Annotated in this window: 11 protein-coding genes; 5 read left to right on the top strand and 6 right to left on the bottom strand. The window is 74.8% G+C overall.

Annotated features, from left to right (window positions below; all coding sequences use genetic code 11):
- Window positions 1-2 precede the first annotated feature (2 nt).
- From ACQP6G_RS14880 to ACQP6G_RS14870, 3 genes are all read right to left on the bottom strand, one after another.
- Window positions 3-827 (bottom strand): hypothetical protein, encoded by an 825-nt coding sequence (locus ACQP6G_RS14880; protein ID WP_429765344.1) that lies wholly within the window; start codon window positions 825-827, stop codon window positions 3-5.
- 464 nt (window positions 828-1291) lie between these two features.
- Window positions 1292-2581: an ABC transporter substrate-binding protein gene (locus ACQP6G_RS14875; RefSeq protein WP_429765342.1), complete on the bottom strand. Its 1290-nt coding sequence runs from the start codon at window positions 2579-2581 to the stop codon at window positions 1292-1294.
- Window positions 2582-2742: 161 nt separating this feature from the next.
- Window positions 2743-3597, bottom strand: a complete 855-nt coding sequence (locus ACQP6G_RS14870; protein WP_429765340.1) for an aldo/keto reductase — start codon at window positions 3595-3597, stop codon at window positions 2743-2745.
- 281 nt (window positions 3598-3878) lie between these two features.
- Between ACQP6G_RS14870 and cspE the strand changes: the two genes are divergently transcribed.
- Window positions 3879-4082, top strand: a complete 204-nt coding sequence (gene cspE, locus ACQP6G_RS14865) for a transcription antiterminator/RNA stability regulator CspE (RefSeq protein ID WP_079576569.1) — start codon at window positions 3879-3881, stop codon at window positions 4080-4082.
- Window positions 4083-4202: 120 nt separating this feature from the next.
- Window positions 4203-4973 (top strand): hypothetical protein, encoded by a 771-nt coding sequence (locus tag ACQP6G_RS14860; RefSeq protein ID WP_429765338.1) that lies wholly within the window; start codon window positions 4203-4205, stop codon window positions 4971-4973.
- A 25-nt stretch (window positions 4974-4998) separates the two neighbouring features.
- On the opposite strand, the gene ACQP6G_RS14855 is transcribed toward ACQP6G_RS14860, so the two are convergent.
- Window positions 4999-8727: a TM0106 family RecB-like putative nuclease gene (locus ACQP6G_RS14855; protein WP_429765336.1), complete on the bottom strand. Its 3729-nt coding sequence runs from the start codon at window positions 8725-8727 to the stop codon at window positions 4999-5001.
- Window positions 8728-8878: 151 nt separating this feature from the next.
- Here ACQP6G_RS14855 and ACQP6G_RS14850 point away from each other — a divergent pair, with 151 nt between their 5' ends.
- The 3 genes from ACQP6G_RS14850 (at window position 8879) to ACQP6G_RS14840 (ending at window position 11881) form a co-directional block, all read left to right on the top strand.
- Entirely contained in the window at window positions 8879-9541 is a 663-nt protein-coding gene (locus ACQP6G_RS14850; RefSeq protein ID WP_429765334.1) for a GntR family transcriptional regulator, read from the top strand.
- Window positions 9538-10728, top strand: coding sequence for an MFS transporter (locus ACQP6G_RS14845; RefSeq protein ID WP_429765332.1), 1191 nt, complete (start codon window positions 9538-9540; stop codon window positions 10726-10728). The genes ACQP6G_RS14850 and ACQP6G_RS14845 overlap by 4 nt, the downstream gene beginning before the upstream one ends.
- Window positions 10729-10834: 106 nt before the next feature.
- Complete coding sequence (locus tag ACQP6G_RS14840; protein WP_429765330.1) at window positions 10835-11881, top strand: excalibur calcium-binding domain-containing protein; 1047 nt, start codon at window positions 10835-10837, stop codon at window positions 11879-11881.
- A 10-nt stretch (window positions 11882-11891) separates the two neighbouring features.
- On the opposite strand, the gene ACQP6G_RS14835 is transcribed toward ACQP6G_RS14840, so the two are convergent.
- Together ACQP6G_RS14835 and ACQP6G_RS14830 are read right to left on the bottom strand one after the other, a co-directional pair.
- Window positions 11892-12671 carry a hypothetical protein gene (locus ACQP6G_RS14835; RefSeq protein ID WP_429765328.1) on the bottom strand — a complete coding sequence of 260 codons (780 nt, stop codon included), beginning with the start codon at window positions 12669-12671 and terminating at the stop codon, window positions 11892-11894.
- On the bottom strand, window positions 12668-13201 hold the full coding sequence (locus ACQP6G_RS14830) for an RNA polymerase sigma factor (RefSeq protein ID WP_429765326.1): 534 nt from the start codon (window positions 13199-13201) through the stop codon (window positions 12668-12670). Before ACQP6G_RS14830 ends, ACQP6G_RS14835 begins: the two co-directional genes overlap by 4 nt.
- Window positions 13202-13294: the final 93 nt, after the last annotated feature.

Genomic DNA, 13294 nt, shown 5'->3' with positions numbered 1-13294 from the left:
GGTCAGGCGGTCAGCCCGAGCAGGGCGCGCCGTCGCGCCGCGAGGTAGGCGCCCCGGATGAGGTGCTCGAGCGCCTCCGGGTCGCCCAGGTCCTCCCACCGGACACGGACGACGATCCATCCCGCGTCTTCGAGCGCGCGCTGCCGCGCGGCCTCGGCGCGGCGGACCTCCTCGGGGTGATCCTCGTACTTGAGCTCCCCGTCGAACTCGACGGCGAGCCTGATGTCCTCCCACCCCAGGTCCACGTAGAAGGTCCCCCGCGCCGTCAGGACCTCGAGCTGGCACCCGGGCCGTGGAAGCCCGGCGTCCGACGCGGCGAGCCTCGCCACCGACTCGCCGGGCGAGCCCGACCGCGGGTCGCACAGGTCGAGGATCTCGCGCGCACGCACGACACCCCGTTTTCCCCGCGACGCCGACATGATGCGCGAGACCTCCCCCGGGTCGGCCCCCAGCCGGAACATCGAGTCGCACGCGACGAGAGCACCGTCGCGCGGGAGGGTGCGGATGCAGTCGACAAGAGTGCGGGCGAGAGACGTCACCGGCACCCCGCGCACCGAGGCGCGGTCCCGGGGAGGCATCGGGGTGTGATGGCGCCGCACCGAGGGCTCGTGGTGCTCGTCCACGTGCGGGTTGGCCTCCCGCGTCACATGGACCAACGGCGGCGTCCGGTAGGTCCATGCACCGTGCAGCATCGCAGCGGTGTCGTGACTGAACCAGAGGGGCGTCGCCGCGCTCTCGGTGAGTCGCCCCACGAGCCCCAGCAGCGCGACGTCGCGCCCCGGCTCGCGGCCGTCGTCGACGTGCTCGAGCGCGAGAGCGTCGGGCACCAGCGGAGGTTGCGCGACGTCGGCCGAGCGCATTCCGACCAACGGCGAACCAGGCGCCCTCATCGACTCCAGAATCCCCGCGATACGTCGGATCGCCGGGAGGTGCTCGGCTTCTCTCATGGGTAGACCCTGGTCGCTCATGACCATCCAGATCCTTCGCACGCCTCAGCCTGTGGACGAACCCGTTCTGGGGGCAGGCTGGCGGGCCCAGGGTGCGCCACGACGTCCTTCCGCGTCCTGGGGGAACTACCGCGCCGCCATCTGTACTACCTCGACGAGATCCGTACTACCTCACCAGGATTCGCACTACCTCGGCGCCGGCCGTACTACCTCGGCCGGAGCGGTACTACCTCGGCACCACGGGTTCGACCTCGGCGGCGGCGTGGCGACTCCGGGCACGGCGACGGCCCGGCCGCTCTGCGCGAGCGTCCGGGCCGTCGTGTGACGAGGTCAGCGAGCGAGGATCACTCCTCGATCTTGCCCTCGATCTGCCGCTGGTAGGTGTAGGTGTTGTCGGCGCCGTACTTGTAGATGCCGATGAAGGCGGACGTCGGGTCGTTCGACTCGTTGAGCGGCCCGATGCCGGACTTGCCGACGTAGTGGATGTCGTCGCCGGCCTCGAGCGCCTTGACGCCCTCCTCGAAGGTCTTCACCTCGGTGCCGCCGTCGGCACCGGACACCGCGCGGATGTTCTTCGAGATGGTCTCGCCGTCCGTCGCTCCGCCCTTCACCGCGGCCAGCGCGGCGAGGACAGTCGCGTCGTACGACTCGGCGGAGTACGAGAAGTCCTCGAGCTCGCCGTCCTCGTTCTCGGAGTACCAGGTCGTGAGCTGCTCGCGGAAGGCGTCGTCCGCCTGCGCGCCGGGCAGCGTGCCCTGCACTCCGGCGAGGGTGCCCTTGTCGAAGGCGTCGCCGTAGTTGGAGAGGTTGCCGTCCACGAAGTACGTGGTGCCGTCGAAGTCCCAGCCCTGCGACACGAGCTCGTTGACGATCGCGGTGGTCTCCTCGAACGCGACGATCGAGATGGCGTCCGGCTTCTGCGCGAGCAGGTCGGTCACCTGGGCGCCGAAGTTGGTCTCGCCCGGCGCGAACTCGTGGCCCTCGCCGTTGCCGCCGTAGACCGCCTCGCAACCACCGGCCTCGAGCGCCTCCTGGATGTAGTCGCGCAGGCCGTTGCCATAGGCCTCGTTCTGCACGAGGAAGCCGACCTTGCAGTGGCCGTCGCCCATGATGAGGTCGGCGTGCGCCGGCCCCTGGACCGTGTCCGGCGGGGCGGTGCGGGCGAAGAACTCGCCGTACCCCGACAGGTCTGCCGCCGTGTTCGCGGGCGAGATCTGCATGACGCTCGCCTCGGCGAACTGGTCGACCACGCCGAGGGACACGGCCGACGACGCCGCGCCGATCACGACCGAGACACCCTTGCCGATGAGGTCGGTGGCGGTGCTGGTCGCCACCGAGAGGTCGGTGCTGTCGCCGGAGTCGCCCCACTCGACGCTCACGTCGTTGCCGAGGACGCCCCCTGCGGCGTTGATGTCGTCGATCGCGAGACCGACACCGGCGATCTCCGGCGGCCCGAGGAAGGCGAGGGTGCCCGTGACCGGCAGGATCGTGCCGATCTTCAGCGGCTCGGCGGAGCCGCCGCCGCCCTCGCTGCTTTCGCCGCTCCCGCCGTCGGACGAGGCGCAGGCTGCGAGGCCGAGGCTGAGGACTGCCGCGAGGGCCATGCCCTTGGCGGCCGTGGTGCGTCGGATCATGCTGTTCCCCTTTTGGAGGTAGGACATTCGCGGCTCAACACCGCATTCAGTGCCGCTGAACGTAGCGAGACTGTATGTCGCGGACGTGTCGCGCGGGTCCCTCCCGGCAGATCGTGACGAACCTGTAACCTGCGTCACACCCGGCCTCGTGAGCCCCCGCGTCAGGCGCGGAACTGCGTGAACGACGCGGTGGCCGGGTCCGCCCCCGTGCGCCCCTCGACGCCGGCCTCCAGAGCGTCGATCGAGGCGACCTGATCGGCCGACAGCTCGAACGAGAAGACGTCCAGGTTCGTGGCCTGCCGCGCGGCCGACAGCGACTTGGGGATGACGATCCGCCCCTGCTGCACCGCCCACCGCAGCACGACCTGCGCGGGCGTGACGCCGAGCTCCGCCGCCGCGGCGACGACGGCCGGCGCGTCCAGGTCGGCGCCGCGGCCGAGCGGCGAGTACGCCTCGACGGCGACGCCGAGCTCGACGCAGCGCCGCTGGACCGCGGCCTGCTGGAACGTGGGGTGCACCTCGACCTGGTTCACGGCGGGCACGACGTCGGTCTCCGCGACGAGCCGGTCGAGGTGCTCCACCAGGAAGTTGGACACCCCGATCGCGCGCACGGCGCCCTCGGCGAGCAGCTTCTCGAACGCGCGCCACGTCTCGACGTACAGGTCCTTGCTCGGCACCGGCCAGTGGATCAGGTACAGGTCGACCTGGTCGACGCCGAGCGCGCGGCGGGAGTCCTCGAACGCACGCAGCGCCTGCTCGTACCCCTGGTCGCCGTTGCGGAGCTTGGTGGTGACGAAGACGTCCTCGCGGCGCAGCCCCGACGCGCGCAGCGCCGCGCCGACGCCCGCCTCGTTGTAATAGCCGGCGGCGGTGTCGACGTGCCGGTAGCCGAGCTCGAGCGCCTGCTCGACGTTGGCCTGGGTGCCGTCGTCGGGCACCTGGAAGACGCCGAGGCCGACCTGGGGGATCTCGACGTCGCCGGACAGGGGGAGGGAAGGCACGGAGGAAGTGGTCATGGCTCCTTTGTATCGGCCCCCGCCGACGCCGCGTCCACCGACGCGACCACCCTGTGGACAGCCGGTGCGGCAACACTGGTGCGCGTGCTCGCGCTCGCGTACCGTTGTCCCCGTTGCAGTGCCTCGCTCGATCCGGACGGTCTCCCGTCCGCGCCACGGCGATCGCGTCGGAAGGACTGATGCGGTCACCCGGCGGACCTTGGTCTCAAGAGTTGACGACGATTCACCGTGATGCGCGATCTCGACGGTCGAGGTCGTCGACACCTCTTGAAGGAGTAAGCATGGCCACCGGAACCGTGAAGTGGTTCAACAGCGAGAAGGGCTACGGCTTCATCGCCCCCGAGGACGGCTCGGCCGACGTGTTCGTCCACTTCTCCGCCATCCAGTCCCAGGGCTACCGGTCCCTGGACGAGGAGCAGCGCGTGGAGTTCGACGTCACGCAGGGCCCGAAGGGCCCGCAGGCGGAGAACGTCCGCCCGCTCTGATCTCACCGCCCGGCCGGCTGACGCCGGCCGCGTGAGTCGCACGGCCCGCACCCCGCTCGTCGGGGTGCGGGCCGTCGCCGTTCCCGGGAACGCCGGCCCCGACGCGATCGTTGGACCGTCATGGGATTCCTCGACCGACTCCTCGGCAGAACTCACGACGAGCGCTCGTACCACGGCGTTCCCGGCTGGCCCGACGACGCCCGGCCGCGCACCGGCGAGGCGCCGGGGAAGCACGGCTACGCGCCGTACCCCGGCCAGCAGCCCGCCGGCCGGCCCGGCACCGGCGCCCCCGCCGCCCACCGCGACCCCGACGAGGTGGCCGTCGAGCGCTACCGCTACCTGCTGCGCACCGCGCCGCCGGACGCGGTCGAGCAGGCGCACGCCGAGGCGTTCTCCCGCCTGACGCCCGAGCAGCGCCGCCGCGTGCTCGACGAGCTCGGCTCCGGCCTCCCGCCCGCCGAGCGCGCGACCTCGGACGACCCGCAGGCCCTCGCCCGCATGGCCACGCGCGCCGAGATGCGGAACCCCGGCACGCTGGAGCAGTCCTTCCGCGGCCAGGGCGGCTACGGCGCGCGCGGTCCGGGCTTCGGGTCGATGGTCGGCTCCAGCCTGCTCGGCACCGTCGCGGGCGTCGTCATCGGCTCGGCCGTCGCGAACGCGCTCTTCGGCCCGGCCTTCGGCGACCCTTCGCAGGACTTCGCCGGCGACGCGGGCTCCGACGCCGGGGCCGAGGGTGGCGACGCCGGGGGTGACGCAGGAGCCGACGCCGGTGGGGAGGCCGGGTACACCGAGGCCGCGGGCGCGGACCCCGGCTACGACGGTGGCGGTGACGCCGGCGGGTTCGGCGACTTCGGGGGCGACTTCGGAGGCGGCGACTTCGGGGGGTTCTGAGCCTCGTCGGCGGGTTTCGACCGGCTCAACCAGCGACCGCCCGCTCGCACAGCCCGAGGAAGGCGCCGAGGCGGCCGAGGCCCTCGGGGGTGTGCGGCAGGTAGTCGGTGAGCTCGGGCGACCTCACGACGATCGCGCACCACTGCCCGCGCGAGACCGCGACGTTGATCCGGTGCCGGGACAGCAGGAACCCGGTGCCGCGGGGCACGTCGTGGGGCGACGACGCCGCGAGCGTGACGATCGCGACCGGCGCCTCGGCGCCCTGGAACCGGTCGACCGTGCCCACCCGCACGCCCCCGAGCCCCGCGTCGTCGAGCGCGCGCCGCACCGCCCACACCTGGGCGTTGTAGGCGGCGAGCACGACGACGTCGCGCGGCTCGAGCGGGCGCGCGGGCCGCCCGGCGCCCGGGGTCCAGGACCGCCCGACGACGGCGGCCGCCTGCCGCACCACCTCCTGCGCCTCCTCGGGCGACGCGACGCCGCGGCCCTCGTGCCGCACGGGCACGTGGTGCACGCCCGGGGCCACACCGTCGAGCCGCCGGTCGGCCGCGGTCTCGTGGGCCTGCAGCCGGCCCTCGTACGCCAGCTGGGACACGGCCTCGCAGAGCGCAGGGTGCATCCGCCACGACCGCGAGAGGAAGTACCCGAGCCCCGGCGGCAGCACGTCGCGGCCGTCGACGAGCCAGCCGAGGGCGGACCGGTCGACGGGCTCGGGATGGCGCCCGCGGCTGACCTGCGGCAGCTGCTGCGGGTCGCCCAGGAGCAGCAGACGACGCGCGGATCGGGAGACCGCGATCGTGGACGCGAGCGAGAACTGTCCCGCCTCGTCCACGACCAGCAGGTCGAGGTCGTCGTCCGGCCAGCGGCCGGGGTGGGCGAAGTCCCAGGCCGTGCCGCCGACGACGCCGGGGCCGCGGCGGGAGAACTCGGCGAGGTCGTCCCCCGACAGCTCCGCGCAGGGCGACGCGGTGTGCCCCGAGCCGTCCGCCTGTCGCTTCTTGGCCACCCGGTCGGCGGGCACGCCCGCCTTCTCCACCACGGCGCGCAGCATGTTCTCCACGGCCGCGTGCGACTGCGCGACCACCCCGACGCGCCAGCCCTCGGCGACCAGCGCGGCGATCACGTGCGAGCCGACGTGCGTCTTGCCGGTGCCGGGCGGGCCCTGCACCGCGAGGTACGAGCGGTCGAGGTCGCGGGTCGCCGCGAGGACCGCGGCGGTGAAGTCGCCGCCCGGGACGTCGGGCAGCGGGACGCCGCCGGCCAGGCGCGGGGGGCGGCGGCGGAGCAGGTCCGCGGCCGGGCCGTCGGGCAGCGCACGGTCGGCGTCCCAGGCCGCCAGCGCGCGCCCTGCCACCTCCTCGAGCGCCTGCTCCTGCGGGTCGGCGCGCGGGCCGCTCGACGGGGTGAGCGCCATCGGCAGCGCGTCGAAGGTCTCGGCCCCGACGCGCACCTGCTCGCGGAGCAGCAGCACGTCCCGCTCCCCCGCGTCCGTCGGGCGGCGCACCGCGTCGACGATCGTCGCGCCGCCGTGGAAGCCGCGCACGGCGTTCGCCGGCACCGTCACGGCGTCGGGCGCGGGGGCGTCGTAGAGCACGAACGGCACGGAGCCCACGCCGAGCTCCGAGCCCTCCGACAGGCGGCCGACCAGCTCCAGGACCCGCGCCGGCGCGCGCCGCCCGTCCTCGACGAGCCAGTCCTGGACCACTGCCGCGCGTTCCACGTGAAACGTGTTCCGGCGGCCCTGCCACTCGTCCGGCGGCAGCTCCAGCCGCGAGTAGTGCTCGTGCCAGAACGGCTTGCTCTCCCGGCGCCAGTAGCCCAGCGACGCACCGATCATCGCGAGCGCCTGCGCCTCGTCGTCGCGGGCACCGCGGTCCTCGCCGACCCGGTCCCGCACCGCGGCCTCCAGGGCCAGGCGCCGCTCGCGGGCCTCGCGCGTCGCCGCCTGACGGGGCGTCTCCTCGGCCGGCACGGCGCCGGCCTCCTCGGCGCGGTCGGCGGTGGCGCCGGCCGCCGCCGCGGGGGCGCCCTCGCGCGCGTCGACGACGTCGGCGGCGGAGCGCAGCCAGTCGAAGAGCCGCAGCGTGGAGACGCAGTCGTACCGGTTGTAGTCGGCGATGTCGCGCAGCAGGGCGTCGGCCTCGTCGTGCCGGCCGGCGTCGCGCAGGGCCGTGTACTCGGCGTACGCGACGATGGACGCGGCCGCGGTGGTGACGTCGCCCGACCGCAGGTCGTCGCCCATGTACAGCGGCTCGAGCTTCTTGATCGACTTGGAGCGGTCGGAGATCCGCAGCGACGACCGCACGACGGCGTAGAGGTCCACCAGCACGCCGTCGCGCAGCAGCTGGTCCACCTCCTCCTCGTAGACGCCGTGCCGGGCGGCGATGGACAGCAGGTGCACCCGCTCGTACGACGCGTAGTGGTACACGTGCAGGTCCGGGTACCGCCGCCGGCGCTCGGCGAGGTAGTCCACGAAGTCGACGAGCGCCTGCCGCTCCTGGGCGAGGTCGTGGGCCCAGAACGCGCGGAACGGTGGCGCCTCCCCCTCGACGTCGGGCCGCTCCACCAGCCCGAACAGGTAGTCGAGGCCGGTCTGCTGCCCCCACTGCTCGCCCTGCGGGTCGGACCACAGCGGGTCGCCCTCGAAGTCGAAGAAGACGTCGCCCGGGCTGGGGGGCGGGAGCCGGCGCACGGCGGACGTGTCCGGCAGCTGCCACCGGATGACGGCCGGCTCGCCGTGGTCGTCGTAGGCCACCTCGCCGTCCCACTCGCCCGTGCCGAACGCCCCCGTGCCGAGCTGCAGCCGCGCCTGGTCGCGCACGCGCTCGAAGCTGCGGGCCGGCATGCCCGCGGGCGGCTCCTCGGCCTTCGCGAGCTCGTCGATGGTCGTGATGCCGCCCGCGACGAGGCGCGCGCGCTGCTGCTCGTAGACGCCGCCCACCAGCAGGACGTCGCGGTGCTCCGCCGCCTGCTCGGCGCAGGCGGGGCACCGGCCGCAGGCGGTGAACCGCTCGTCGACCCACGCGAGCGGCCCGTCGTCGGCGCGGTGCGCGGCGACGACCTCCCGCAGCCGTGCGCGTCGCTCCTGGAGGACGGGCAGCAGCTCGGCGAGCCGGTGGGAGCTGGTGACGCGGGTGCCGAGCACCAGGTGCACGGCGTCGGTCGGGTCGACGTGCGCGGCGGCGAGCTGGTCGGCGTACGCCGCGAGCTGCAGCAGCGCGGTCACCTTGGCCCGCCGCGCCAGCTTGGTCTCGAGGACGGCGTAGCGCGGCAGGACGCCGGCGGCGTGCTCCCCCGGGCGCCCCGGACCGACGTCGGGGTCGCCCAGCGGGTCGCGCACGAGGAAGTCGGCCCGGCCGTGGAACTCGCCGTCGAAGAAAGAGGCCTGGGCGACGACGTCCGCCCCCGACTCGATCGCCGCGAGGGTCGCGCCGTGCGCTGCCTCCAGCCCGTCCCGCGTGAGCCGCGCCGGCGCCCCGACCTCGACGACGCCGCCGGGACCGCCGTCGGAGCGCCCGAAGCGGGCCACGTACTCGTCCAGGACGCGGCGCTCGTGCGCGTCGCCCAGCGCGGCCGTCCGCTCGAGCATCACGTCGGCCTCGCGCTCGCGCCGCGGCACCCGGCCGAGCAGCTCGTCGAGGCGGCGCAGCAGCCGGAACTCGCACCCGGCGGCCACGACCAGGTCGCTCGCGGAGTGCACGACGACGGGTTCGCCGGTGCCGTCGGTGCTGCGGTCCGCGTCCAGGAGGAACATGTCCCCGGTCTACCAGCGGCGACCGACACGCCTCACCGATCGTCCTGGGCGCTCGTGGGGCGCTGGTCCGCCCAGGGATAGCGCCAGACGAGCGTCCACCGCTCGTTCCCGGCCTTGCATGCAAGTTGGATGCAAGCGTAGGTTGCCCCGGGTGACCGTCCCCTCGACACCCGCGCCCACCCCGCCGACCCTCAGCGCCGCCGAGCGCGCGTACCAGCACACCAAGGCGAAGATCCTCTCGGGCGAGGCGGCCGGCGGCGTGCTGCTGTCGGAGGGCGACGTCGCGGCGGAGCTCGGCATCAGCCGCACCCCCGTGCACGAGGCGTTCCTGCGGCTCGACGCCGAGCGGCTGCTCGCCGTCGCGCCGCGGCGCGGGGCCGCCGTCGTGCCGATGGCCCCCGACGAGGCGCGCGACGTGCTGGAGATGCGCGAGGCCGTCGAGCGCTCCACCGCCCGCCGCGCGCTCGCGCACGGGCGTCCCGCGCCCGCCGTCGTCGACGAGCTGCGCGCGCACCTGGACACGCAGCGGCGGGCGGCCGCCGCGGACGACGTCGAGGCGTTCGTCGTCGCCGACTCGGCGTTCCACGGGGTGCTCGTGCGGGCGTCGCGCAACCAGACCGCGATCCAGTTCATGGGGCTGCTGCGCGACCGGCAGCTGCGGCTCATGTTCCAGCACCTGCAGGTCGGGGCGGACGAGGTCTCCGCCGCGCTCGCCGAGCACCAGGCGATGCTCGCCGCCGTCGAGCAGGGCGACGCCGACGCGTACTGCGACCTGCTGCACGACCACGTGCGCCGCCACCGGGGCATCCTGTGAGGCGCCCGTGGCTCGGCGCGTTCGCCGCGCTGTTCGTGTCGTCGTGGGCGGGCAACCAGTTCACCCCCGTGCTCCTCATGTACGAGGAGGTGCAGGGCTACGGCGACGCCACCGTCAACGCGTTCCTCGGCGTGTACGTGCTCGGCCTTGCTCCCGCGCTGCTCGTCGCCGGGACGCTGTCCGACCGGTACGGCCGCCGCCCCGTGATGCTCGCGGGCACGGTGATCGGCATGGCCGCCAGCGCGGTGCTGGCGTTCGGCGCGCTCGGCCCCGTCCCGATCTACGTCGGCCGTCTGCTCGCCGGGATCACGGTCGGGACGGCGACGTCGGTCGGCACGAGCTGGATCAAGGAGCTCTCGCAGGTCCCGTACGACCGCGCCGCGGACGCCGGCTCGGGCGCGCGCCGCGCGTCCCTCGCGTTCACGCTCGGGTCGGGCGTGGGCGCGCTCGTCGCCGGTGCGCTGGCGCAGTGGGGGCCGTGGCCCGAGGTGCTGCCGTTCGTGGTGCACGTGGTCGTCACGGCGCCGTTCCTCCTGGTCGTGCTCCGCACGCCGGAGTCGAACGCGTTCGGCGGCGAGGCCGGGCCGTGGTGGCGCGGCCTGCGGGTGCCCCCGGCGGGGCACCGCCGGTTCACGCGGGTGGTCGCGGTCGTCGCGCCGTGGATCTTCGTCGTCGCTGCGCTCACCTACGGGTACGCGCCCGTCCTGCTGCGCGACCAGACGCAGGGCTTCGGCGTGGCGTACGCCACGTTGCTCACCGTGGTCGCGCTCGGCGTGGCCGCCGTCGTGCAGCCTGCCGCCAAGCGGCTCGACGCCGTCGACTCGGCCCGCGGGCTGGCGGTCGCGGCCGGGGCGCTGACCGTCGCGGTGGCGTGCGTCGGGCTCGTGGTCGCGTCGGGCTCCCCGTGGTGGGGCGTGGGCGCCGCCGTCGTGGGCGGCGCGGGCATGGGGATCGGCCTGTCGTCAGGGCTCCTGGAGGTGCAGCGCATCGCCGGGCCGCGCCATCTCGCGGGCCTCACGGGCGTCTTCTACGCCGTCGCGTACGCCGGCTTCCTCACGCCGGCCGTCATGGCCGCCGTCACACCGCCGTTCACGACGACGCAGCTCTTCGCCGTCCTCGTGGCGCTCGGCGCGGTGTCCACGGGCGTCGTGGTCGCGCACTACCGCAAGCACCTCCCGGGGGCCTGACCGGGGCGTCCACGCCGGTCCGCGGAGCGGGCACGCACGGCGGGCGCATGGACCGACGAGGGCGGTTTCCGCCATAGTGGGTGCCGCTCGACGACGGAGGAGTGTCATGGCTGTGCGTTTCAACCCGCCACCGGGGTGGCAGGTACCCCCGGGGTTCCGGCCCGACGCGGGGTGGGTTCCCGACCCCGCGTGGCCGCCCGCACCCCAGGGCTGGGAGTACTGGGTGGACGACGCCGCACGCCCGGCCCGGCCAGAGACCCCCGCCGAGGCGACCACGGTCATGGCGCCCGTGCCCGCCGCCGTCGCGTACGCGCCCGCCGCCGCGACCACCGTCGCGGCCATGCCCCCGCTGCCCCCGCTACCTCCCCAGCCTCCCCAGCCGCCGCTGCCCCCGTCGTCCCCGGCCGCGCACGGCGCTCCCGTCGCGACCGTCTCCGCACCGCCTGCCCCGCCGCCCGCGGCGATCCCGGCCGCCGCTCCCCCGTACGGCCACCCCGCCGCCGAGGACGACCGCGGAGCGGTCGCGACCGTCTCCGCCGCGCTCCGCACCGTCGGCGACCGGATCCGCACCAGCAGCGGCCGTCGCGCCGAGCGCCGGGCCTCCGACCGGGCCGCCGAGGAGGCCGAGGCCCCGGCCGGTCGCTCGCGGTCCGGGTCCCGCGGGCGCGGCAAGCGGGGCGGCCCGCTGATCGCCGGCGTCGCCGTCGCCTGCCTGGCGCTCGGCTGCATCCTCGGCGTCTCCATCTCGATGGTGCGCAGCTCCGACGCCGCGCAGGCCCTCGTGGACGCCGACCGCATGGAGGCCGCGGCCGAGCAGGCCCAGGCCGAGGTGGACCAGCAGCGGAAGGACCTCAGCACCCAGAAGGACGACCTCCAGAAGCGCGAGCAGGCGCTGAAGGAGCGCGAGCAGGCCGCCGAGGCCAAGGAGACCGAGCTCGCGAGCCAGAAGAAGGCGTTCGAGGACCAGCAGGCGCAGAAGCAGCAGCAGGTCGAGCAACAGCAGCAGCAGCAGCAGCAGGACTCCGCCTGGTTCTATTGGGACTGCAACGCCGCCCGTCAGGCCGGCGCCGCGCCCATCCAGAACGGCCAGCCCGCCTACCGTGGCGCGCTCGACCCCAACGGCAACGGCATCGCCTGCGAGGACGGCGAGTAGCCGCCGGGCCTCACCGGTCGACCGCGACCTCCGCGGTGGCGCCGTCGGAGAAGGTCAGCTCCGCGGTGGTCCGCAGCGATGCCTCGCCCGGCGCCCAGACCGCCCACCAGCCGTCCTGGACGGTGGCCTCGACGCGCTCGCCCGAGGTGGTGGTGAGCGCGAAGGACACGACGTCCGCCCCCGCACGCCCGTAGGCGGACGTGAGCGCGCCGTCGCCGGTGTCCCCCTCGGACCAGGACGCGGTGCCGGCCTGGACGGTCGTGACGTCGCGCGGCCCGGGCTCGGCGGGCTCGGAACCCAGCACGGCGTCGCCCGCGACGACGTCGGTCGCGCCGGAGGCCTGCGTCGTGACCAGGCACTCGCCGGTGGCGCCGTCGCCCGTGAGCAGCACGTACGTGTAGTCGCCGCGCTGCTCGGCCAGGACCGGGCTGATCGGCACCTCGTCGATCTGCGGGCCGTCGTCGCCCTCGGCGATCCGGTGCGCCACCGTGCCGCACGCCTCGGCGTCGGCCCCGACCTCGGCCGGCGGGACGGCGGCGGGGACGGCCGTCCACGACGCGTACGCGGCCGGCGACCCGGGCCACCACACCGTGGCGACGCCGGCCACCGCCAGCACGGCGGCGGCCGCCGCGCCCGCCAGGGCGGCGGGGCGCGCGCGACGGCGGATGGGGGTGGCCCGCCGCGCGGTGCCGAGGATCGCCTGGAGCGCCTCGTCGTCGGGGCGGCCCGGCGCGCGGAGGTGGCGCGCGGGGTCGAGGTCGGCGAGCTCCGCCATCATGGGGGACTTCATCGCGACTCCTGGAGGTTGCGCAGCACGTCGGCGGTGTCGGGCTTCAGGCCCGAGTAGGCCAGCAGCCGCTTCCGGGCCCGGGTCAGGCGGACCGAGAACGTGGACGGCCGGACGCCGAGGACCTTGGCGCCCTCGACCGCGGTGAGCCCGTCCCACGCGACGAGGGCGATGACCTCCCGGTCCGCGTCGGAGAGCATCTCCCACGCCCGGCGCAGGTCGGTCCGGTCGGCGGCGAGGTCGTCGGTGCCCTCCTTGCCCGCTTCCGGCTCCCGCTCGAGCCGCACCCCCAGGGCGCGCCAGCGGCCGTGGGTGCGCAGGTGGGTCGCGAGCACGTTGCGGGCGACGCCCAGCAGCCACGGCTTCGGGTCGTCGGGCACGTCGCCGAGACGGCGCCAGGCGACCAGGAACGTCTCCGACACGACGTCGTCCACCAGTCCCGCCTCCACCCGACGCGCCACGAATCGTGTGACCACCTCGTGCTGCTCCACCCACATCTGCGTCAGCAGCTCACGGGCGCGGGCGTCGTCCACGATGAAACCTTTCCGTCCTACCAGTGGAGTTGCCGCCAACCCCCCGAGTGCTACACCGTAGTCACCGCGCCAGTCGACGACGACGCCGCGATC

Origin of the sequence: Isoptericola nanjingensis (genome assembly GCF_050311635.1) — a bacterium.
Taxonomy (GTDB): Bacteria; Actinomycetota; Actinomycetes; order Actinomycetales; family Cellulomonadaceae; genus Isoptericola; species Isoptericola nanjingensis.
The sequence above is the reverse complement of the archived record's forward strand: the minus strand, read 5'-3'. Positions and strand labels throughout refer to the sequence as shown.